Genomic DNA, 21622 nt, shown 5'->3' on the forward strand with positions numbered 1-21622 from the left:
CTATCACCGCGGTCATCCGGCACGAATTACATCTTTCGTCGTACCGAGCCTCCCGACTGAAGAGGTGGTTGTCGTTGACCACCGTATTGATTGCTTATGAGGACAGAAGAGACCCCGGGCGCGGGACGTCGTCTCTGTCGATGCCGGCTCGGCCGGCCCGGACACGCGTGCCGGGCGAACGAGCCGTCCTCACCGAGGCGCTGGGCTTCCTCCGGAACGGGGCCACCGCGGGTCCGGCGCAAGATCGGGCTCGGGTCTCAGGAGAACCGCCATGAAGGACGCTTCGGTCGATGGCTCGGACGGCGCGAGCATCCCGTTGGTGACGATCGCCATGCCGGCCCTGAACGAGGCCCAGCACATCGCCGAGGCGATCCGCTCGGTGATGCCGGCCTCAGGGTCGCTCGCGTGTGAATTACTGGTGATGGATGGCGGCAGCAGCGACGCGACCTGCGCCATCGTCCAGGCGCTCAGCGATAAGGATCCACGGATCCAGCTGATCCACAACGCCCGCCGCATCCAGGCCTCGGCGCTCAACCTCGCGGCCCGCCTCGCGCATCCGGGCTCGACCTATCTCGTGCGCGCCGATTGCCACGCGGCCTACCCCGAGAACTGGGTGCAGGACCTGGTGCGGACGATTCGCCAGTGGGACGCCGTCTCGGTGGTCGTGCCCCTTCGGACCATCGGGGTGACGCCGCTGCAGCGTGCCATCGCGGCCGCCCAGAACAGCCGCCTCGGCAACGGCGGCTCGGCGCACCGCCTGGGCGGGATCTCGGGCTACGTCGCCCACGGCCACCACGCCATCTTCGACCGGCGCGAGTTCCTGCGGGTCGGCGGTTACGACGAGAGTTTTTCGCACAACGAGGACGCCGAGCTCGACCGTCGGCTCTGCGCGGCCGGCGGCAAGATCTATCTCGCGGCCGACCTCGTCGTGACCTACTACCCCCGCGCGACCCTGTTCAGCCTGACCCGCCAATATTTCCTGTACGGCCGCGGCTGCGCCCGGACCCTGGAGAAGCACGCCAGCCTGCCGCGGCTGCGCCAGATGCTGCCCCCCCTGGTCCTGCTCTACGGCGTCGCCGCCCTGGCCCTCGTCACGGTCGCCCCGATGCTGCTGATCCTGCTGGCGGTCTATGCGGGGGGCTGCGGCCTCAGCGGTCTCGCGCTGGCACTGAAGGCGCGGGAGCCGGGCCTGGTCATGAGCGGCCCGGCGGCGATCGCGATGCACCTGGCCTGGGCCGCCGGCTTCCTGTCGCATCGGGGCTATCGCCGGACCCTGCTGCGGACCGCCTTGCGCCGGAAGCCGCCCCTGCTCGGCGTCGCACCCGGATCGGACCCGGCGAGCGTCAACTGACCGGGATTCCGCGAACGGGCCATGCGAATCCGGTGTCAGAAGCCGGACGCCGTTCCCCTTCCGTCGCCAATTCCTACCCTGGGCTGTAGTCTCGCGCGGCCAAGCCGATTATCGACACGCGCATCTTTCCGGACCTCAGGGGTCCGGAGTACCCGCGCCGTGCCGTGCAGGCCTTGGAGTGTTGTGACCGTGCCCGACAGGACCCCGCGCCCCGTGATGCTCGTGATCCTCGACGGCTGGGGACTCCGGGACGCGGTCGCCGACAATGCCGTCCACCAGGCCCGCACGCCCGTCTTCGACGGCCTGATGCGAGAGGGGCCCCGGGCGCGGCTGCAGACCTTCGGGGCCGATGTCGGCCTGCCCGAGGGGCAGATGGGCAATTCCGAGGTCGGGCACCTGAACATCGGCGCGGGCCGGGTGGTCATGCAGGACCTGCCGCGCATCGATACCGCCGTCGCGGACGGCTCGCTCGCCACCAACCCGGCCCTGACCCGGTTCATCGACGCGCTGCGGGCGAGCGGCGGGACCTGCCACCTCGTCGGCCTGCTGTCGCCCGGGGGCGTCCACGCGCACCAGGACCACGCGGTGGCGCTGGCGCGGGTGCTGGTCGAGGCCGGCGTGCCGGTCCGCCTCCACGCCTTCACGGACGGGCGGGACATGCCGCCGCGCTCCGCGGCCGGCTGCCTGGAGGCCGTCGAGGCCGCGCTCCCCGAGGGCGCCCGCATCGCCACCTTGTGCGGCCGCTACTACGCGATGGATCGCGACCGGCGCTGGGAGCGGGTCTCGATCGCCTACGACGCGATGAGTGCGGCGCGCGGCGCCCGGTTCGCGAGTGCCCTGGAGGCGATCGCCGCCTCCTATGTGCTCGACCTGTCGGACGAGTTCCTGCGGCCGGCCATCATCGGCGACTATGCCGGCATGCAGGACGGCGACGGCGTGCTGAGCTTCAATTTCCGCGCCGACCGGACCCGGCAGATCCTCGAGGCCCTGCTCGATCCGGACTTCGCGGGCTTCCCCCGGGCCCGGACGGTCCGGTTCGCCGCAGCCCTCGGCATCGTTCAGTACAGCATCGAGATCGATGCCTTCGCCGACACGCTGTTCGGCCCCCTCGACCTGCCGAACGGCCTCGGCGAGACGGTGGCCCGGGCCGGGCGCACACAGCTGCGCATGGCCGAGACCGAAAAGTATCCGCACGTCACCTACTTCATGAACGGCGGCCGCGAGGCACCGTTCGAGGGCCAGGACGCGATCCTGGTGCCGTCCCCGAAGGTGGCGACCTACGACCTGCAGCCGGAGATGTCGGCCGCGGAGTTGACCGACCGCGCCGTGGAGGCGATCGGCTCCGGCCGCTACGACATGATCCTGCTGAACTTCGCCAATCCCGACATGGTCGGCCATACCGGCAGCCTCGCCGCCGCCGTGAAGGCGGTGGAGACGGTGGATGCCTGCCTCGGCCGGGTGGTCGACGCGATCCGGGCCGGCGGGGGGGCGCTGCTCGTCACCGCCGACCACGGCAATTGCGAGATGATGCGCGATCCGGAGACCGGCGAGCCGCACACCGCCCACACCCTCAACCCGGTGCCGGCGATGCTGGTCGGCGTCGATGGCGTGACGCTCGCCGACGGCCGCCTGGCCGACGTCGCGCCGACCCTCCTCGACCTGATGGGCCTCGAGCAGCCCGCCGAGATGACCGGGCGGTCGCTGATCCGGCGCTGAGCGGGCCGGGCGCAGGGCGCTCGGCGGGCGGGATCGTGGCGACGGCGTCTTAAAATGCCGAACAGAACCGTCTGACCTGGTCGAAGACGGCTTTCAGTGGGTTGGGGCCGCCGCGCGACCGATGAGGCGCTCTAACGCGAGCCCAACGACACGCGCATCGAAGATCCGAGCCTTGCGCGCGGCTGAGCCGGGACCACCAGGCCATTGCTTGATGCCCCGCATCATAGCTTCGACGGTGGGCTCGACGCCCGCTCGATGCAGGAGCCAGTGGATGGTGGCAAGAAGCTCCATCCCGAACGGAGATTCGAAGCCGTCGATCAGATCGGTCGTCCGCTCCAGGGCAACGAGGTAATCCTTGCCGTCCGCCTTCAGGTAGGCGGCGATCCGGTCCCGCTGATTGTCCTCGAACCTGATAAGGTCCAGCGGAAGAGCATCGGCGAGTCGCTTATCGCAGTGCAGATAAGTTCCATCCATGCCGTTAAGCAGATGCCTGAGCCGATCAGCATAGGGGCCGTACCGATTGGCCTTGTATGCGAGCGTCAGAGGATTTTGAGGAGCTGTGGCCTCGACTGCACACTCTAGAAGATAAGCTAGCTTCTGCACTTCAAGCAATGAGCACTCGAAGCCAAGCACGGCGTACCGACGTACGAGCTCCGCAACGAGCGCGCTCGCTGGTGTGAGTGACTTTCGACCCTCTCGTTTCAGGACATTCTGGTACGTGGCTGTCGGCTCGTACACGATCACCTCGACCCCGGGGATGTCCCCGAGAGCGGCCTCGATACGTGGGCGAACATCGGCCCAGTTGAGGCCGCCATTGCCGCTGCCGAGGGGTGGTACCGCGATCGAACGTATACCGTTCTGCTCGATCACGCGGCGGAGATCGGCCAAGCCCTCCTCGATCCAAATCATCTTGGACGGGAAGCGCCAGTTGGCCTTGGTCGGAAAGTTGATGATCCAGCGAGGCCCCGTGAGATGGCCGCGCTCGGTTACGAACATGCGACCCGTCTTTACCTCACCCGCTTTGCAGGCAGCTGCGTACGCCCGGAAGTTGTCCGGAAAATTCTCCTTGAACATCAGCGCGATGCCTTTGCCCATCACGCCTACCGTGTTCACGGTGTTGACCAGCGCCTCCGCAGGCGCGTCAAGAAGGTCGCCCTGTGTGAAGGTGATCATCAGAAATACCAACTCTGCTTAGTGCGCACTAGCAACGGTGTTCCTGCTTTGTCCACAAATTTTTGAACGTCTGCGCGGACGCTCTCGCTGTGAACCGCAACCCCCTTCAAGCCGTCCAGAGGCACATGCCTGTGGACTAATGCCTCGGCTTGATATCGCTCCACACGCTCAGGGTTCGTAGGATCCTTTTTGAAGTCCTTGGACCTTAGCGCTACCCAATCTATCTGGTCGAGGCGCTCCACATCACGATAGAAGTTGGCCGTCATCAGATAAGCGTGTCTATCTGTAAATATTAATTCCAAACTTTGATCAATGGCATGGTATATACTTGATACAAATATAAGTATGTCGTCGTTCGCCCGTCGAGTTATGCCGTTCCAGCCCGATTTGATGTTGAACGCCATCGGGGAGAGGGGCGTGAAATAGAAAGGCACGTAGTCGTTCAGGACGCCCCCCGGCCGAACTGGAACAGACCGGCTGCCACGGCGGCCGATAAGATCGAGATTGCCGATGTTGACGTAGCCAGGGTCAGAGCCGTCGGCGTTCCTCGCGTAGAGCCCACGCGCCAGCACAAGCGGCAGATTCTCCCGATGCACGATGCGGAATATGTAACCGTTCTCCTGCTTCAGAAACGCCGTCATGGGTGAAGCTCGCCAGCCCCCTACGGTTGTCGCCTTGGCTCGGACATCGCCGGAAATCCCTCGGGAAAACCCAAGCTTCGTCCATGACCGTAAGGCCAAGCGGTTAGCGATTTACCATCATCCTGTTTCGGCGTGCGACCGTCCCGTCGACTCAGGCCCTTAAAGCATCGTCCCGAAAGGTAGTTTCCGGCTTTCGGACAGGACGATGCGAGAACGGTGACGTCGAGCATCGCTGTGGATCCGGTATCCGGAACGATGCCCTAACGCTTGCGCCCGCATAAGGGGCATCGCCGAAGCGGCAACCGTTATGGCGCATGATGCGTAGGACATGATTGCCCGGCACAGCCTGATCTATGTCGGCTCGCGCGGCTTCGCCGCCGCCCTGAACATGGCCTCCGTGGCGGTGTTCACCCGGCTCGCCCCGGTGGAGAGCTACGGCATCTACCTGTACGTCCTGTCCTGGGCGCTGGTGCTCTACGGGGCGACCTGCCAGTGGCCGAAATTCGCGTTCTTCGCCCTCTACGACGAGGCGCGCGAGCCGGCGCAGGTTGGCACCGTGGTGCGGATCCTCGCCGGCACGCTGCTGCTCGCCGGCCTCGGCAGCGCGCTCGCGGCCGGGCTCGGGCTGGTCCCGGCCGATATGGCGGCCGCGATCCTGGCGCTCGCCTTCGGCACCACCCTGTTCGAGGGGTCCACCGAGATCGCCCGCACGCGCCTGAAGGCCGGTGCGGTGGCGGCCTCGGTGATGAGCCGCGCCGTGCTGATGCTCGGGCTCGGCAGCCTGGCGCTGCACCTGTCGAGCGATCCGCTGCACCTCGCTTTTGCGGTGGCCGCCGCGAACGCCCTGGCGGCGCTGCCGGCCGCGATCACCATCGCCCCGATGATGCCCGGCCGCGGCAGCCGCGCCGAGGCGCTGCGGCTGTTCGCCTATGGCTGGCCGCTGGTGCTGTCCTTCGGCACGGCGGCCCTGGCCCAGAGCCTCGACCGGCTGATCATCGCCAAGACCGTGGGGCCCGCGGGGCTGGGCGCCTACGGGGCTCTGGCCGACTTCCTGAAGCAGAGCTTCATCGTGTTCGGCGAGGCGATCGCCCTGTCGCTGATCTCCATCGCCAAGCGCGAGGCGCGGGTCGGCGGCATCGCGGCGGCCTCCGGGGTGCTGAGCGACGCCGCCCGGGCGATGACCCTGATCGCCGCCTTCGGGGCGGTGTTCTTCCTCTGCTTCGACGACCTCGTGGTCGCGGTGCTGCTCGGGCCGGCCTACCGGGCGGAGGCGCGCGCGCTCGCCCCGGTGCTGATCCTGGCCAGCATCCTGATGATGTTCCGCGCCTATTATTTCGGGCAGGTGATCTACTTCACCCGCACCAGCCGGCTGGAGGCGGGGGCGGCCTTCGCAACCCTGGCGGCGGTGGCGGCACTCTCGCTGCTGCTGATCCCGACGCTCGGCGCCGCCGGGGCGGCCTTGGCCTTCGCGGGCGGGCAGGCGGCGGCCTGCCTCGTGCTGGTGCTCGGCGCCTACCGGGCCGGCACCACGATGCCGCTGCCGCTCGCCGACATGACGGGGATCGCCGGCGCGGCCCTGGTCTGCGGCGCGGTGATGGCCGGGATCGGCCTGATCCCGGGCGGCCTGATGCCGCCCGGCCAGGCCCTGCGGCTGGTCCTGCTCCTCACCGTGGCCGGGGCGACCGCGTGGCGCTACGACGTGCTCGGGTTCGCCGGGGCGATCCGCCACCGGCTCGCGGCCTGACGGGCGCGCCATGCCGGACACCGCGACCCTTGCCGGCGGCCTTGTGGCAGCGGTCCGTCCCCTCGATCCGGCCGCCGCCTGGATCCCGGCCTGGCGGGCGCTCGGTGCGGGCGCCGTGGTCCGCAACCCGTTCTACGAGGCCGGCTACGCGCTGGCGGCCCGAGACCCCTTCGGCGACGGCGTGCGGCTCCTGATCGTGGCCGACCGCCCCCCCGAAGCGCCGGGCGTGCGGATCCTGGCGGCCTGGCCGTTCCGCCGGCTGTGGCGCCGCTGGGGCGTGCCGCTGCCCGTGCTGATGGGCTGGACCCACGGCTACGGCCCGTTCGGCGCGCCGCTGCTCGACGCCGCCGACCCGGAGGCCGCGCTCGCCGGACTGCTCGCCGCGCCGCGGGCGCTCGGCCTGCCGCCGCGGCTGCTGCTGCCGAACGCGCCCGCAACCGGTCCCCTGGCGGACCTGCTGTCCGCGTGCGGGGTGCGGCGGGCCGCCTACTGGCCGCACGAACGCGGGTTGCTCGACGTGACCGGCCGGTCGATGCAGGCACGGGCGACGTATCTCGACCACCTGTCCGGCAAGCGGCGGCGCAAGCTGCGCCTCGCCCGCCAGCGCCTGGAGGCCGTGGGACCGGTCGCGCTCGAGATCCTGGACGCCCCCGCGGCGCTCGACCGCGCCCTGGACGACCACGTCGCCCTGGAGGCCGCGGGCTGGAAGGGCCGGGCCGGCACCGGCCTGGGGGAGCGGCCCGACGAGGTCGCGTTCCTGCGCGCCGTGCTGGCCGATCTCGGATCCGAGGGGCGGTTACGCGTGGCGCGGTTGCGCCGGGACGGCCGGGTCCTGGCCTCCGCGATCCTGCCGATCACCGGCACCGAGGCCTGGGTGCTCAAGATCGCCCACGACGAGGCGGATTCGGAGGCCGCCCCCGGGGTGCAACTCGTCCACCGCCTGACCGAGACGGTGCTGGCCCGCGAGGGCATCGACCGGATCGATCGGATCGACTCCTGCGCCCCGCCGGATTTCGCCCTCGGCTCGACCTTCTGGACGGAACGGCGCCCGATCGCCCACCTGCTGGTTGAGGCCGGCCGCGACCCGCTGTTCCCCCTGGCCCGCACTCTGGAGCGCGCCCGCGAGCGCGTGGCGCGGGCGCGCCTCACCAGCCGAAGCGGGCGATCTGCGTGAGCCGGGCCTGCACCGCCGCGTCGTCGTGGCCGATGCGTGCGATCCGCTCGGACAGACCGTAGCAGGTCGCGCAGAACGGCAGCTGGATCACCGGGATGCCTTCGTTCCGCGCCCGGCCGACCGAGGCGATGAGGCAGGGGACGACCGGCTCCTCCGCGGGCGTCCCGAGGCAGTCGGCCCGCGGGCTTCCGAACACCGGACGGGTGGGCCAGGTCAACTGCACCGTCGTGCCGCCGCGCCGGTCGGGGGCGGGCGCCAGGGTGTAGCTGCGCAGGAACAGGCCGCAGCTCAGCAGCACAAGCCCGGGCAGGATCAGGGCAGCGCGCATCGGCCCCTCAATCCGCCGCGTCGAAGCGGCTGCGGAAGAAGACCTCGCGGCCGGCGCCGTCGATCACCCGCACGGCCTCCGCCGGCTCGCCGGATCGCTGCGGCACCCGGGCGCGGGCGAACAGGCGCAGCGCCCGCTCCTGGGCGGTCTCCAGGCTGCCGACGCGCACCGAGATCCGCGTCTGGACCTCGCCCGACTCCGGACCGAGGACTTCGATATGGAAGGTCTCGCGCAACGGCACCTGCCTGATCGTGAGCGCCTGCCGCCGGAGCGGGCCCGGTTCGGCGCGGGGTGAAACCCGTCCCGGGAGACGGCCTCGGAGCCAAGTCCGATTGCAACGCGATCGGCGGCGGCTCTAAGAGGGGCCCGCCCCGACATAGGGGAGATTGTTCGAGGAGTCCCGTGGACCCGCTCAAGGCTGCCGCCGCGACTGCCGTCTGCCTCGTCCTGTTCTGGCTGGCCTTCCGGCTGACCCGGCGCCTCGTCGACATGGCGATCGCGGGCGGCTACGCCGAGGAGCAACGGCGGCTGGCCGAAGAGGAGGCTCAGGCGGCCGAGGGCGCGGTGCCGCAGGCCTCGGCCATCTGCGCCACCGCGGCGAGCTTGGCCGCGAACGGCGACCAGTCGTCGGCCGCGGCGATCGGGGCCCAGAGCGCCTCGACCTCCTCGATCAGCATCGTACAGGGCTCCCCCGCGAAATAGGGATGGTCGAGCCGCGCGCCCGGGGCCGGGGTGAGCGCGTCGAGCGCCGCCCGCACCGGCGCGAAGGCCTCCGACCGGTAATGCCCGGCGCTCGGGCCGGCCTCAGCCCGGCCGGCGCTCGCAGGGCCGCCGTACCAGTCGAAGAAGAAGCGCTCGAACGGCGCGCGGGTCTCGGCCAGGAACCGCCAGACCGCCGAGACCAGCCGGTCGGTCTCGGGCCGCGGCGCCTCAGCCAACCCGAGCCGGCCGAACAGCGCCTGCGCAAACCCGTCCTGCAGGGCGGGGCCGAAGCCGGACAGGGCCGCTTCCAGGCGGGCTTGCGGGGCGAGCGTCAGGAGGCAATCGGCCAGCCGGGCGAGGTTCCAGAACAACGCCTCGGGCTGGCGACCGAAGCTGTAGAGGCCGGTCTCGTCGAAATAGGCGGCGGTGAAGTCCGGGTCGTAATGCGGCAGGAAGCGCCAGGGGCCGTAATCGAAGCTCTCGCCGGTGACGTTGATGTTGTCGGAGTTGAGCACCCCGTGGACGAAGCCCGCCGCCGCCCATTGCGCGCCGAGACGGGCGACCCGGCCGACCACGTCCTCCAGGAAGGCGACGCCCCGGTCCTCCAGGCTCTCGCGCCAGAGTTCCGGCCGGTGGGTCTCGATGGTGTGGTCGAGCAGCCGGGCGATGTTGTCCGGCTCGCCCAGCGCCAGGAAGCGCTGGAAGCTGCCGATGCGGATATGCCCGTGCGAGAGCCGCACCAGCACGCCGGAGCGGGCCGGGGAGGGCTCGTCGCCGCGCACCAGATCCTCGCCGGTCTCGATCAGGCTGAAGCTCTTCGACGTGTAGACGCCCTGCGCCTCCAGCAGGGCCGTGGCCAGCACCTCGCGCACGCCGCCCTTGAGGGTGAGCCGCCCGTCGGCCCCGCGGGACCACGGCGTCGTGCCGCTGCCCTTGGTGCCGAGATCGAGCAGCCGCCCGTCCTTCAGGTCGTGCAGTTGCGCGAACAGGAAGCCGCGGCCGTCGCCGAGCTCCGGGTTGTACGAGCGGAACTGGTGGCCGTGGTAGCGCAGCGCCAGGGGCGTCTCGAAGCTTCCGGGCAGCGGCGCGAACCGGCCGAAATGGGCGATCCAGTCATCATCGGACAAGCCGGAGAGGCCGACGCGCGCCGCCCAGGCCTGGTTGCGGTAGCGCAGGATCGCGGCCGGGAAGCGCGCGGCCGCCACGGGATCGTAGAAGGCGGATCCGAGATCGGCGTGGCGCCGGGACGGGCGGTAGGGTCTGGGTTCGGTCACGCGGCGCGTCTCCCGGGCTGGCGGCGCGGGTGCTGCCGAGGACCCGCCCCCATGATGCCCCGCCCTATCAAGCCGGCGTGCCGCGATCCGGTTCGAACCCGCCGGTCCGGCGCAGGGCCTCGCCGGCGATCATCGCGGCCGCGACCGCGACGTTGAGCGAGCGCAGGCCCGGCCGGATCGGCACCACGACCCGGGCGTCGGCGGCCGCATGGACGGAATCGGGTACGCCGGCCGATTCGCGCCCGACCATGATGCAATCGTCCGGGCCGAACGCGAAATCCGTATGGGGCCGGGCGCCCGCCGTCGTGGCGAGGACGAGCCGCAGGCCGGCCTCGGCCCGCCACGCCTCGAAGGCCGAGAACGAGCGGTGCCGGGTGATCGCCACGTGGTCGAGGTAATCGAGGCCCGAGCGGCGCAGGTGCCGGTCCGAGACGTCGAAGCCCGCAGGCTCCACGATCTCGACCGCGAGCCCGAGGCAGGCGGCCATCCGCAGCATCGTGCCGGTGTTCTGGGGGATGTCGGGTTGGTAGAGGACGAGGCGCAGCATGGGGCCAGGCTTGTGATGGGCCGGCGCCGTGCCGTCAAAGCGCCGGGCGTCGGACCCACAGCCGGCAAAGGGGCGCGCAATCCGGGGCGCCCGACGAAAATCGGCGGAACTTACGCTGCGCCAAAGGCTTAAGGCGGCGCCACCTTCGTTTGCGAACCCTGTCCGAAAGTCCTGACCCGATGCGCACTCCGCTCCTTGCCTCGGCCCTTCTGCTGGCCGGTCTCGCAACCGCTGCGGCGCAGAATGCCAGCCCGACCCCGAATGCCGCCGCTCCGGCCGCGCCGGTGCCCGGTCAGCCGGCCACCATGGCCGACAACCTGCGTCCGACCTTCGTGGCCCAGTCCCCGGACGACATGGTCGCCAGCAAGCTGATCGGGGCCAACGTCACCAACGCGGCCAACGACACGATCGGGCAGATCGCCGACTTCGTCCTCGACCAGAAGGGCAGCGTGAAGTCCTGGGTCATCGGCGTCGGCGGCTTCCTGGGGATCGGCTCCAAGTACGTGGCCGTCGACCCGTCGGTGATGAAGCTCGACCGGACCGACGACAAGACGCTCCAGGCCCGCATCGACACGACCAAGGATCAGCTGAAGGCCGCGCCGGAATACATCTACCTCGGCAAGGAGCCGCCGAAGGGCGCGGCCGCCGCCCCGCCCGCCGGAGAGCCCGCCGCCAAGCCCTGACATCGGATCCGAGCCGAGCCGGCGGCATAACGCTGGCTTGCCTTCGCGCGCCGTTCCGTGCTGTGCCAGCCGCAGCACGGAGGTCGGAGTCCGATGAAGATGCGCCGCGCCCTGATCCCCCTTCTGGCCTTCTGCCTGGGTCTCGTCGGCCTGACCGGGGCGGCGGTGTTCGCCTTCATGCCGGACCGGGCGCCTGTGGGCGTACCCGGGGTCGGCGGCCCGTTCACGCTGATCGACCAGAACGGGCGCACGGTCACCGAGCGCGACTTCTCCGGCGCGCCGCACCTCGTGTTCTTCGGCTTCACCCATTGCCCGGACGTGTGCCCGACGACGCTGCAGCAGGTCTCGGACGTGCTCGCCGCCCTCGGGCCGAAAGCCGAGCGGATGCGCGTCGCCTTCGTCACCGTCGATCCCGAGCGCGACGACCCGGCGAGCCTGAAGACCTACCTGTCGAGCTTCGATCCGCGCATCACCGGCCTCACCGGCAGCCCCGAGCAGATCGTGGCCACCGAGAAGGCGTACCGGGCCTATGCCCGCAAGGTGCCCGGCAAGGACGGGGACTACACGATGGAGCACACGGCGATCGTCTACGTGATGGACGCGCAGAACCGCTTCCTCGGCGCCCTCGACCTCTCCCGCCCGGCCGAGGAGACCGCGGCGCAGCTGTCCAAGAAGATCTGACGAGAAGATCTGACGAGACGATCCCAACGCGGTCGCGACGGCTCTAAAGCGTCATCCCGGCGTGGAAGCGGTCGGGGGAGAGCGGCAGCAGGAACTGCACGCCGAAGCCCCCCTCGAAGTAGCGCACCAGCCGCCCGGGCGTGCTGCCCACCGTGACGGCCGCCCCGAGGGGCAGCGTGGCCGTGCTGGAGATCGCCACGCCGGAAATCGAGATGTCGATCAGCCGGGCCTTGATCTCCCGGCCACTCTCGACGCGCAGGGTCACCGCCGTGTGGGTCGGCACGAGCCGCTCGTGGGAGCGCCCCTCGGGCAGGCCCAGGATCTCCCGGTTGGCGAGCCAGGTCAGCTGAGATGCGATCTTGTCCCGCTTGCGTGGCGTGGCGTTGAGCTGGACCGCGAAGCCGCCCTCGCTGTGGCGGGCGATGACGCCCTCGATCCGGCCGATATGCTCGAGGTAGAGCACCACGCGCTCGCCGACCTCGCCCACCACCGCGCAGGTCAGCCGGACGCCGCCCGGCGACATGTCCACGGTCTGGCAGGGATATTCCCGGCGGTCGGCCAGCATGTAGCGGCCCAGCACGGCGACCCGGACGCGCTGGTGGCGTCGCTGGTCGGCCGCGTCGCGCCCCCGGCTGGCCGCGCGGCTCACGTCCGTCCCGGCGGTGGCGTCGACCGCGATCATACCGAGATGGGCTCCACGCCGCGACAATCGTCATCGCAAGCTAGACCGGGACTGTTACGAAAGCCTTTTTTCCGATTCGACAATATCCGCCGTGCCGTAGATTTTTCTGTCCTGACCGGGCGTCAGGGCCGGTCTGGCCTGTACAGTTGCCAGTTCGTCCCGATCGGACGCGATCTTCGGTCGAAAAATCGATGTCTAATATTCCAAATGCAGTTCTCGGCGCGCGGTTTTACGCCCGTCCGCCGGCATGAACGAGGAGATGCCCCCGGCGCACCGGGCCGGGAAAGCCGGCAGGACCGCGCAAGGCCGGTCGCGTCGGCGGCGCGGCCTCCATCCTGCGGCCGGGGAGGATGCGCAGGGAGGTGGTCTCGGCCTGGACCAGCGGGCGCAGGCCGATCCAGTGGGGCGTGCTCTCGACGCTGAGGGTGCCGAGCGCCCGGACCTGCATCCGGCCGCGATGGCGCAGCGGCAGGAGCAGGAGTTCCAGATCCACCGCCTCGCCGGCCGTGTTCAGGCCGCGCAGGCCCGCGACCACGCCCAGGGTATCGCTGGCGACGATCTCCACGATGCGCCAGGGGTCGGGCGCCTCCGCGCCCCACAGGCCCGCGAAGGTCTCGCCCTTCAACTCGCGGCCGTAGAGGGCGCAGACCCGCGTGCCGGCGAGCCGAATTGTGGCCGCCCGCGTCGCCATGTCGAGTTCCAGGATCAGGCTGTCGGCCAGCAGATGCCGGATCTCGCCCGGCTCGATCTCGGCGCGCTCGGGCGCGGCGCGCTCACCGCGCAGGCGCTCCCAATAGGCATGGAGCATGCGGCTCGTGGGATGTTTCATCGGAGTCCCGGATCGATACGCCTGGTGTCCGTCCCTGGATCAACTTGGCACATCCGCGCGGGACGAGCCGGTGATCCGGGGCGATCTCGGGCTCCGGGCGCATGCGCCGTGCCGCCCGGCGCGGGATTTTTTTGGGATTGAGACGGGCTCAGATTCAGCCTGCCGGCTTGAGGTTGATCACGGTCTGGATCTCGTCATAGGCGGTGCGCACGCCGCCGCCATCGGTTCGATCGAGCAAGCCGGCGTCCGCCAGGATATCCACCTCCTGACGGACCCGCTTGTAATCCCGGCCCAGCGCCTGCCCGAATTCGGCGACGGACGCCGCAGGGTGCTGGTAGACATGGCGCAGCAGTTCCAGGCGCTTGCCGCTCAGAACCTTGGCCAACCCGTCCCACGTCTCGAACGTGATGTGATGCTCGCCGGTGGAAGCGCCGGCCTCGGCACGGCGGATCGCTTCCAGAAAGCGGGCCTTCGTGGCGACGGGGTCGTATCCGACATGCAGGAAGACATCCGTCATCTTCGTCTCCTCATCGATCAGCAGTCGATAGAGATACGCCCTGTCCCACGGCTGGGAACTGACACGAACATTTCGGCATCCACCCTGTCATTCCGGGCTCGCCTGCGGCGCCCCGGAATGACAAGGCGTTTCATATGGCTGCCCTGGCCGCGCCGATCGAGAAAAGGCTTTTACGGGCTCCAAGATCGGTTTTGGGGCCGCGTTCATGAGTGCGGCGCCCGCAATTCCATATCCGCTCTCGACAGCGCCACTGCACCGGAACATCACCCGAAAAGGCTTCAATACGTCGCCGGGACTTGCCCGATCCCCCTGAGCCCCGACATGGTGCCAGGATGGATGCCTCCCCCGAATTCCCGCGCCAGAGCCGCGTGCCCGTGTTCAACATGCCGGGAGTGGTGACGCTCTCGATCGGATTGCTGATGGCGATCCAGGGCCTGCGCGAGTTCGTGCTGCCGGACACGCTCGACATCCGAGTCGTCCTCGACCTCGCCCTGGTCCCCGCGCGCTGGACGGTGTGGTTCGATCCCGGGAAGGCCGCCGACGTGATCCAGGCGGCCGCCGGCCTCGGCGACCCCGACATGGAGGCCGCCCGCGAGGCGTTCGCCCGCTACATCACCTCCGAGCACGCGCTGCTGCCCTGGACGCTGGCGACCTACGCGCTTCTGCACGGCTCCTGGATGCACGTGATCTTCAACAGCGTCTGGCTGGCCGCCTTCGGGTCGCCGGTGGCCCGGCGGTGCGGCGCCGGGCGCTACTTTCTGATCGCGCTGGCCGGAACCGTGGCCGGCGGCCTGCTGCATGTGCTGATCGACCCCCTGAGCGCGGGACCGCTGGTCGGCGCCTCGGCGGGGATCTCGGCCCTGATGGCGGCGGCCGCCCGCTTCGTGTTCCAGCCGCCCGCCTCCGGGTATGCGGGGCCGCCCTGGCAATTGCCGCCGCACCGGCCGGCCGAGACGATTCCCGAACTCCTGCGCAACCGGACCGCGGTGGCCTTCCTGGCGATCTGGCTCGTCACCAACCTGCTGTTCGGGCTCGTCAGCGTGCCGCTCGTGGGCGAGAACGCCGCGATCGCGTGGGACGCGCATCTCGGCGGCTTCATCGCGGGCTTCCTGCTGTTCCCGCTGCTCGATCGACGCGAGGCGGCCCGGCCCTGAAACGAAGTCCCGGCATCTTGCCAACGCGGCGGATCGGTCACACACTCGCCATAATGTGAACGAGCCGGGGCCAACCCGGACGACAGCGTAACGGAGGCGCCGCGGCTGACGGCGCACGCACCGCGTCACAGGGAGAGAGCCATGACCGTCGCACGCATCCTCGCCGAGAAGGGCAGCTCCGTCGTCACCGTGAGCCCCGACAAGACCCTCGAGGACGTGATCCAGATCCTCGCCGACAAGCGGATCGGCGCGCTGGTGGTCGCCCACGCCGACGGGGCGGTGGCCGGGATCATCTCGGAGCGGGACATCATGCGGGCGCTCGCCCGCCACGGCGGCGCGACCTTCGATGCGCCTGTCTCGGACCACATGACCGCCGACGTCACCACCTGCGGCCGGAGCACCACCCTCGAGGAGGTGATGGGCCTGATGACGCAAGGGCGGTTCCGCCACGTCCCCGTCTGCGAGGACGGCCGCCTCGTCGGCCTGATCTCGATCGGCGACGTGGTGGCGCGCCGCATCGCCACGGTCGAGGCCGAGCACCAGGCCCTGCGCGACTACATCACCATGGCGTGAGATCGCGCGCCGGCCGGACGCGGAGTCCGGCCGGGGTCGCCTATGCCTTCGCGGGGTCGAGGGTGACGTGCCAGAGGTCGGCGTCGGCCGCGTCCTTGAGGGTCACGGTCATCTGCTCGGTGTCGCCGTCCACCGCGACGTGGCCGAAGAACTGGTAGCCGGCGGCCGGTGACAGATTCACCTGGCCCTTGTCGGGCGCCTTCACGTAGCGCAGCTGCGGGCCGAACGTGTTGTCCAGTGCGTTGGGGCCGAACGTGCCGGCGTGGAGCGGGCCGGAGACGAACTCCCAGAACGGGTCGAAATCCTGGAACTGCGCTTTGTTGGGGTCGTAATAGTGGGCGGCCGTGTAGTGCACGTCCGCGGTCAGCCAGACGGTGTTGCGGATCTTGGCCTGCTTGATGAAGCGCAGCAGGTCGGCGATCTCCAGCTCGCGCCCGAGCGGCGGCCCGTCGCCCTGCGCCACCGCCTCCGAGCCGAAATTGCGGTCGACATCGTAGGTCACCACGAGGCCGAGCGGCATGTCGGCGGCGATCACCTTCCAGGTCGCGCGGGACTCCGTGAGAGCGCGCTTCAGCCACGCGATCTGCTGCGGCCCGAGGAAGTGCGCGTCCGGGCCGTATTCTGTCTGCCGGTTCTCGCCGTTCGGGCCCCGGTAGGAGCGCATGTCGAGCATGAACACGTCCACCAGCGGGCCGTAGGCGATCTTGCGGTAGACCCGGCCGGGCTCGGCCGGCTCGAAGCGCATCGGCATGTATTCGTGGAAGGCGCGCGCCGCGCGCAGCTGCATCGCGAGCACGTTCGGGTCGGTGTACTTCTTCTTGAGGTGCTCGGCCCGGGTGAGCGGCTCGCCCGGCCACCAGTTGTTGGTGACCTCGTGGTCGTCCCACTGCGCCAGGATCGGCACGGCGGCGTTCATCGCGAGCACGTTCCGGTCGGTGAGGTTGTACTTGTGGCGGCCGCGGAACTCGGTGAGCGTCTCGGCGGGCTTCGAGACCTCCTCGGTGACGCGGTTGCGCCAGAGGCTGCCGTCCGGGAGCTTCACCTCGGCCTGGATCGGCCCGTCGGCATAGATCGTGTCGCCGGAATGGATGAAGAAGTCCGGGCGGTTCTTGAGGATCGCGGAGTAGATCGTCATGCCGCCGCGGGCCTCGTCGATGCCCCAGCCCTGGCCTACCGTGTCGCCCGACCAGCAGAACGAGACCGAGCGCTTGTCCGCCGGCGCGGTGCGGAACCGCCCGACCTGCGCGGGTCCGACGATGGTCGGCGCGGCGACATCCTGCAGCCGGACCCGGTAGAACACGTCCTGCCCCGGCGGCAGCCCGGTCAGCGCCACCTTCACGGTGCCGTCGCTCTCGGGCAGCGCGTCCGCGAAGACCCCGCCGCGGATCTCGGAGAGGCTCTCGGTGGTGGCCCACTCGATCATCGCCCGGGCCGGACGGTCGGAGCGGGCCCAGACCACCGCCGAATCGGTGCCGACATCGCCGGACTGGAGGCCGTGGCTGAGGAGCGGCCGGTCGGCGGCCCGGCTCAGGCCGGGGCGGGCCAGGCCGGTGGCGATCCCGACGAGGCTCGCGCCTCCGGACAGAAGGATCTGGCGGCGGCTCGTATACATTGGAAGCCCTCTAGGTCGATGAGGGCCCATCGCAACCGCTCGTTACAACCGCGTGACGATCCTCGGGCGCGACGCCGCCTGCGGCGAGCGCTCTAGGCCCGCGCGGCGGCGCCGTTCACGACGGCGCGGATCCGGGGCAGGGCCGCCCGGGCCGCCCGGTAGCCGATATCGATCCCCTCGGCGGCCTTGTGAAAGTCGAACAGGCCGAAGCCGGCGACATCCGGGCCGATCGCCACGTCCGGCGGGTCGCGTTCCAGCCGCGCCCGGGAGATCCGGTCCTGGGTGATGTTGAAGGCGCCCAGCACCACCCGGGCGATGCCCGGGACCGGGATCTCGGGTTCCTGGGGCTCGAAGCCCGGCAGGCACGCGCGGATCACCTGGAGGAAGCTGCGGCGCGCGGCCGGCGTCGGCACCTCGTGCACCACCGGGCCGCCGGTATCGCCGTTGAGGTTCACGCAGATGACGAGGTCGGCCCCGAGCGTGCGGGCGAGCGCCACCGGCACAGGGTTGACCAGGGTCCCGTCCATCAGCACGCGCCCCTCGTGGGTCACGGGCGGGAACAGGCCGGGGATCGCGTAGGAGGCGCGCACCGCCTCCACGGTCGGGCCCTCGGTCAGGCTCACCTCCAGGCCGCTGCCGAACTCGGTGGCGACGCAGCCGAAGCGGATCGGCAGGCTCTCGATCCGGCGCGTGCCGAGATCGGCGAACAGGCGCCGACGCAGGCGGTTGCCGGCGATCAGCCCGGAACCGGGAAAGCGCGGGTCGATCAGCCGGACCACCCGGTGCCGGGTCAGTTCCCGCGCGAAGGTCTCCAGCCGGTCGAGGCGCCCCGCGGCGTAGCAGGCGCCGACCACCGCCCCGATCGAGCAGCCGGCCACCACGGTGGGATGGATGCCGCCTTCCTCGAGGGCGCGGATCACCCCGATATGGGCCCAGCCCCGGGCCGAGCCGCCGCCCAGCGCCAGGCCGATGCGGGGGCCGGCGCTCGGCAGGGGCCGGATCGGCTCGACGGTGCCGGGAAGGAAATAGGGGACGGCCGGACATTCTTGCCACTGCAAGGCAAGGGACGCGCTCATGTCCCGGCGGCCTCCAGGGTGACGGCGCCGTCCGGCCCGCGCACGACGCGGCGGTAGAAGCAGGCCCGGCGGCCGGTGTGGCAGCAGCCGCCGTCGCCGCCGACCTCCACGCGGATCAGCAGCGCGTCCTGGTCGCAATCGACCCGCATCTCGACGACGCGCTGGATCTGCCCGCTGGTCGCGCCCTTGTGCCAGAGTTCCTGCCGGGACCGCGACCAGTACCAGGCTTCCCCGGTGGCGATGGTCCGGGCCAGGGATTCGGCGTTCATGTGGGCGAGCATCAGCACGCGCCCGTCATGGGCGTCGACCGCGATGCAGGCGACCAGGCCGTCCCGGTCGAAGCGCGGGGTCAGGCCCGTGCCTTCCTCGACCTCGGCCCGGGTGCCGGGGGGATCGAAAGCGCTATCGCTTGCGGTCATGGCGGCAGAAGCGAGTCCGGTGGAGCTTGAATCGACGCTATGGGGTGTAGCCCGATCGATGAAGGCCGCGTGACGATGGCCGCCCGATCGGGGCATCCGGCCTGCGGTTACTTGGTGCCGCCGCGCACCAGGGTGAGGAAGCGCACCTGCTCGCTGGCGTCGTCCTTGAAGACGCCGCGGAACTGGCTGGTGATCGTCGAGACGCCGGCCTTCTGCACGCCGCGCATCGCCATGCAGAGGTGCTCGGCCTCCACCATCACGGCGACGCCCCGGGGCTTGAGGATGCTCTCGATCACGTCGGCGACCTGCGCGGTCATGGTCTCCTGCGTCTGCAGGCGGCGCGCGAAGGTGTCGACCACGCGGGCGAGCTTCGAGAGCCCGACGACCCCGCGGGTCGGGTAATAGGCGATGTGGGCGAGCCCCATGAACGGCACCATGTGGTGCTCGCAATGGGAGTAGAACGGGATGTCGCGCACCAGCACGATGTCCGAATAGCCCTCGACCTCCTCGAAGACGCGGGCCAGCAGGGCCTCGGCATCCATCTCGTAGCCGCCGAACAGCTGCCCGAAGGCCTTGGTGACCCGGGCCGGCGTGTCGCGCAGACCCTCGCGGGTCGGATCGTCGCCGGCCCATCGCAGGAGCGTGCGCACCGCGGCCTCGGCCTCGGCACGGCTCGGGCGGCCGGTCTCGATCCCCTCGGGCACGCGGGTGGCGGAGGCGGGCTCCGGCGCGACCTCGACCGCTGCGGGGCGGCCGTCATCGACCGGTCGGTTGTCGTTGCGCATGCCGGTCAGACTCTGTCCCAGATCCCGCCCATCGATGCCGCCCCGGTCCGGACCCTGTCCTTCGCCTCGATAGGACAATGATTTAAGCGCGGCATCCATGGCATCTCCGGCCCGCGCCACACGGGACTTCATCGTGGTGCTGTCAGGCTTGGCATACATCGTCGGATCGCGTCGGGCCTGTGAGGGAGATCCCGGGCTCGAAACAAGTTCGAGCCGGCGCCCCGGTTGGACTAGAGCCGTGGGAACTACCTTGGCCGTGGGCGCGACCCTGGTCGACGAACCGCCTCCTCGCGAAGCGACCGTCGGGGGCCTATATCATTGTTCGCGCGGCAACACGCAATGCACGGGTCGCGCGGCAGAATCCCGATGGGCAATAGCCCGATCGGATGACGCACCCGCCCGAGGCCCCGATGCTCGACGACATCTACAACCGCCGTATCCTCGAACTGGCCGCCGACATCCCGCATCTGGGACGCCTGGAGCGGCCCGATGCCAGCGCCACCGCGCATTCCCGTTTGTGCGGCTCGACGGTGACGATCGACCTCGTACTCGGCGCGGACGGCCGCGTGGCCGACTTCGCTCAGGAGGTCCGGGCCTGCGCCCTCGGGCAGGCCTCCTCGTCGCTGATGGGCCGCCACGTGGTCGGCGCCACCGAGGACGAGCTGCGCGGCGTCCGCGAGGCCATGCGGGCGATGCTCAAGGCCAACGGTCCCGCGCCCGACGGGGCCTGGGCGGACCTCGCGGTCCTGGAGCCGGTGCGGGAGTTCAAGGCGCGCCATGCCTCGACCCTGCTGACCTTCGACGCGGTGGTCGACGCCCTCGACCAGATCGCCGCCAAGCGCCAATCCGGCGGAGAACAAGCCACCGGAAAGCCGGCTACAGCGGCGACGGCCGCCGCGTAGGCCCCGATGGTCCGCCGCGCCGCGCATTGGGCGATTCGCACCTACCAGCTGACCCTGTCGGGCTTGATCGGCCGCCAGTGCCGCCACTGGCCGAGCTGCTCCGAATACGCCGACCAGGCCATCGCCCGGCACGGCCTCTGGCCGGGCGCCTGGATGGGATTCGCACGGATCTGCCGCTGTGGCCCGTTCGGTACCCACGGCATCGATCTCGTGCCGGAGCGGCTGCCGGGCGGGGGCGTCTGGTACCGCCCCTGGGCCTATGCCCGCTGGCGCGGCGTCGAGGCGCCGCCGTCGCCCTTCGCCTGCGAGGCGGTGGCGGTCGGGCCCGACCGCCCGGCCGAGGCCGGCCGGGATGGAGCGCGGCGTTCCAGCGGCCTCTGACGACCGCGCGTTCCGCCATCCACAGGCCGCCGCCGATCGGACGAGGCCTGGCAACCGATCCCGCGGAGTCCGGTTGTCTCTCCAGATGGCTCGGCCCTGCGCGGCTGGGCGGCAATCCAGAGCGTGCGAACCATGTCCACCGAATTCAGAGGCAAGACGCATATCGACATCTTCGACCGGGTCATGCGCGAAGAATGGGCGCAGCGCTTCGGTGTCAGCGAGGAGCGGCTGCGCAAAGCCGTGACCATGGTGGGGAGCCGGATCACCAGCGTCGCCGCCTATCTCGACAAGCCGGCCTCGTGATGAAGGGCGACTCGTCCGAATCCGGTCGCGACGCACGGTCTATTCCGGAACCCGCTGCCCCGGAGCCGGCGATCCCGGAGAGCGGGCCGCGGCCACCCCCCTCACGGATCGAGGACAAATCTGCGCCGGACGCGATCCCGTTCGAGCAGATCCGGGAGCGCGCCTACGAGTTGTGGGAGCGCAACCACCGGCCGGAAGGCTTCGAGATCGAGTTCTGGCTGCTGGCGGAGCGGGAACTGCGCAAGGAACGCAGTCGCAAGTAGGCCGAGGCGGCACCGGTGCCTCCGCGGACCGATCCGCCGTCGTCCTGAGCCCTTCGACGGCTGGCGTGGCTTTGCCAGATGGCGCAGGCTTTGCGACAGGTCGCCGCGACGG

The 21622-nt window shown here is 70.2% G+C and carries 25 protein-coding genes; 12 read left to right on the forward strand and 13 right to left on the reverse strand.

The genetic code is table 11. From position 1 onward, the window contains the following. Positions 1-271 precede the first annotated feature (271 nt). Together MFF40_RS20800 and gpmI are read left to right on the forward strand one after the other, a co-directional pair. Positions 272-1351: a glycosyltransferase family 2 protein gene (locus MFF40_RS20800; protein ID WP_147854910.1), complete on the forward strand. Its 1080-nt coding sequence runs from the start codon at positions 272-274 to the stop codon at positions 1349-1351. A gap of 216 nt (positions 1352-1567) precedes the next feature. Beyond that, the gene (gene gpmI, locus MFF40_RS20805; RefSeq protein WP_147854914.1) at positions 1568-3067 is read left to right on the forward strand and encodes a 2,3-bisphosphoglycerate-independent phosphoglycerate mutase; all 1500 of its coding nucleotides are present in this window, start codon (positions 1568-1570) and stop codon (positions 3065-3067) included. Between the two features lie 93 nt (positions 3068-3160). On the opposite strand, the gene darG is transcribed toward gpmI, so the two are convergent. Continuing rightward, positions 3161-4240 (reverse strand): type II toxin-antitoxin system antitoxin DNA ADP-ribosyl glycohydrolase DarG, encoded by a 1080-nt coding sequence (gene darG / locus MFF40_RS20810; RefSeq protein WP_147854911.1) that lies wholly within the window; start codon positions 4238-4240, stop codon positions 3161-3163. Beyond that, on the reverse strand, positions 4240-4881 hold the full coding sequence (gene darT, locus MFF40_RS20815) for a type II toxin-antitoxin system toxin DNA ADP-ribosyl transferase DarT (protein ID WP_147854912.1): 642 nt from the start codon (positions 4879-4881) through the stop codon (positions 4240-4242). The genes darG and darT overlap by 1 nt, the downstream gene beginning before the upstream one ends. Before the next feature lie 328 nt (positions 4882-5209). On the opposite strand from darT, the gene MFF40_RS20820 reads away from it, so the two are divergent. After that, entirely contained in the window at positions 5210-6625 is a 1416-nt protein-coding gene (locus MFF40_RS20820) for a lipopolysaccharide biosynthesis protein (protein WP_147854913.1), read from the forward strand. Positions 6626-6635: 10 nt separating this feature from the next. Next, on the forward strand, positions 6636-7799 hold the full coding sequence (locus MFF40_RS20825; RefSeq protein WP_147897265.1) for a GNAT family N-acetyltransferase: 1164 nt from the start codon (positions 6636-6638) through the stop codon (positions 7797-7799). Here MFF40_RS20825 and MFF40_RS20830 read toward each other — a convergent pair. From MFF40_RS20830 to MFF40_RS20845, 4 genes are all read right to left on the reverse strand, one after another. Beyond that, positions 7771-8127, reverse strand: coding sequence for a hypothetical protein (locus MFF40_RS20830; RefSeq protein WP_147857805.1), 357 nt, complete (start codon positions 8125-8127; stop codon positions 7771-7773). The two genes, MFF40_RS20825 and MFF40_RS20830, sit on opposite strands and share 29 nt — an antisense overlap. Before the next feature lie 7 nt (positions 8128-8134). After that, the gene (locus MFF40_RS20835; RefSeq protein WP_147897275.1) at positions 8135-8362 is read right to left on the reverse strand and encodes a hypothetical protein; all 228 of its coding nucleotides are present in this window, start codon (positions 8360-8362) and stop codon (positions 8135-8137) included. Positions 8363-8672: 310 nt separating this feature from the next. Next, the gene (locus MFF40_RS20840) at positions 8673-10103 is read right to left on the reverse strand and encodes a protein adenylyltransferase SelO (RefSeq protein WP_147897264.1); all 1431 of its coding nucleotides are present in this window, start codon (positions 10101-10103) and stop codon (positions 8673-8675) included. Between the two features lie 67 nt (positions 10104-10170). Next, positions 10171-10650 (reverse strand): tRNA (cytidine(34)-2'-O)-methyltransferase, encoded by a 480-nt coding sequence (locus MFF40_RS20845; protein WP_147897263.1) that lies wholly within the window; start codon positions 10648-10650, stop codon positions 10171-10173. 179 nt (positions 10651-10829) lie between these two features. Here MFF40_RS20845 and MFF40_RS20850 point away from each other — a divergent pair, with 179 nt between their 5' ends. Beyond that, positions 10830-11333, forward strand: coding sequence for a PRC-barrel domain-containing protein (locus MFF40_RS20850; protein WP_147852859.1), 504 nt, complete (start codon positions 10830-10832; stop codon positions 11331-11333). 99 nt (positions 11334-11432) lie between these two features. Continuing rightward, complete coding sequence (locus MFF40_RS20855) at positions 11433-12014, forward strand: SCO family protein (protein ID WP_147852867.1); 582 nt, start codon at positions 11433-11435, stop codon at positions 12012-12014. 43 nt (positions 12015-12057) lie between these two features. Here the strand turns inward: MFF40_RS20855 and MFF40_RS20860 are convergent, their stop codons facing one another. The 3 genes from MFF40_RS20860 to MFF40_RS20870 form a co-directional block, all read right to left on the reverse strand. Further along, positions 12058-12696 (reverse strand): PilZ domain-containing protein, encoded by a 639-nt coding sequence (locus MFF40_RS20860; RefSeq protein WP_147852858.1) that lies wholly within the window; start codon positions 12694-12696, stop codon positions 12058-12060. Positions 12697-12925: 229 nt separating this feature from the next. Next, positions 12926-13525 carry a PAS domain-containing protein gene (locus MFF40_RS20865; RefSeq protein ID WP_147897262.1) on the reverse strand — a complete coding sequence of 200 codons (600 nt, stop codon included), beginning with the start codon at positions 13523-13525 and terminating at the stop codon, positions 12926-12928. 154 nt (positions 13526-13679) lie between these two features. Beyond that, positions 13680-14042 carry an HVO_A0114 family putative DNA-binding protein gene (locus MFF40_RS20870; RefSeq protein ID WP_147852856.1) on the reverse strand — a complete coding sequence of 121 codons (363 nt, stop codon included), beginning with the start codon at positions 14040-14042 and terminating at the stop codon, positions 13680-13682. A 332-nt stretch (positions 14043-14374) separates the two neighbouring features. Here MFF40_RS20870 and MFF40_RS20875 point away from each other — a divergent pair, with 332 nt between their 5' ends. Both MFF40_RS20875 and MFF40_RS20880 read left to right on the forward strand, forming a co-directional pair. After that, a complete protein-coding gene (locus tag MFF40_RS20875; protein ID WP_238262049.1) occupies positions 14375-15196 on the forward strand; it encodes a rhomboid family intramembrane serine protease in 822 nt (273 codons plus the stop codon). A 141-nt stretch (positions 15197-15337) separates the two neighbouring features. Beyond that, positions 15338-15769 (forward strand): CBS domain-containing protein, encoded by a 432-nt coding sequence (locus MFF40_RS20880; protein WP_147852854.1) that lies wholly within the window; start codon positions 15338-15340, stop codon positions 15767-15769. 40 nt (positions 15770-15809) lie between these two features. On the opposite strand, the gene MFF40_RS20885 is transcribed toward MFF40_RS20880, so the two are convergent. The 4 genes from MFF40_RS20885 to folE all read right to left on the reverse strand — a co-directional run bounded on the left by MFF40_RS20885 (position 15810) and on the right by folE (position 19760). Beyond that, the gene (locus tag MFF40_RS20885; protein ID WP_238262051.1) at positions 15810-17381 is read right to left on the reverse strand and encodes an alkaline phosphatase D family protein; all 1572 of its coding nucleotides are present in this window, start codon (positions 17379-17381) and stop codon (positions 15810-15812) included. A gap of 92 nt (positions 17382-17473) precedes the next feature. After that, complete coding sequence (locus tag MFF40_RS20890) at positions 17474-18457, reverse strand: patatin-like phospholipase family protein (protein ID WP_238262053.1); 984 nt, start codon at positions 18455-18457, stop codon at positions 17474-17476. Continuing rightward, a complete protein-coding gene (gene hisI / locus MFF40_RS20895; protein ID WP_147897259.1) occupies positions 18454-18876 on the reverse strand; it encodes a phosphoribosyl-AMP cyclohydrolase in 423 nt (140 codons plus the stop codon). Before hisI ends, MFF40_RS20890 begins: the two co-directional genes overlap by 4 nt. A gap of 107 nt (positions 18877-18983) precedes the next feature. Continuing rightward, on the reverse strand, positions 18984-19760 hold the full coding sequence (folE, locus tag MFF40_RS20900; protein ID WP_498043400.1) for a GTP cyclohydrolase I FolE: 777 nt from the start codon (positions 19758-19760) through the stop codon (positions 18984-18986). Positions 19761-20071: 311 nt separating this feature from the next. Here folE and MFF40_RS20905 point away from each other — a divergent pair, with 311 nt between their 5' ends. From MFF40_RS20905 to MFF40_RS20920, 4 genes are all read left to right on the forward strand, one after another. Next, positions 20072-20563 (forward strand): iron-sulfur cluster assembly scaffold protein, encoded by a 492-nt coding sequence (locus MFF40_RS20905; protein ID WP_147856872.1) that lies wholly within the window; start codon positions 20072-20074, stop codon positions 20561-20563. 6 nt (positions 20564-20569) lie between these two features. After that, a complete protein-coding gene (gene yidD, locus MFF40_RS20910) occupies positions 20570-20944 on the forward strand; it encodes a membrane protein insertion efficiency factor YidD (protein ID WP_147897258.1) in 375 nt (124 codons plus the stop codon). A gap of 132 nt (positions 20945-21076) precedes the next feature. Beyond that, positions 21077-21247, forward strand: a complete 171-nt coding sequence (locus MFF40_RS20915) for a DUF3606 domain-containing protein (RefSeq protein ID WP_147857855.1) — start codon at positions 21077-21079, stop codon at positions 21245-21247. Positions 21248-21354: 107 nt separating this feature from the next. Then, positions 21355-21510, forward strand: coding sequence for a DUF2934 domain-containing protein (locus MFF40_RS20920; protein ID WP_147857856.1), 156 nt, complete (start codon positions 21355-21357; stop codon positions 21508-21510). Positions 21511-21622: the final 112 nt, after the last annotated feature.

Origin of the sequence: Methylobacterium mesophilicum (genome assembly GCF_022179445.1) — a bacterium.
Lineage (GTDB): Bacteria > Pseudomonadota > Alphaproteobacteria > Rhizobiales > Beijerinckiaceae > Methylobacterium > Methylobacterium mesophilicum.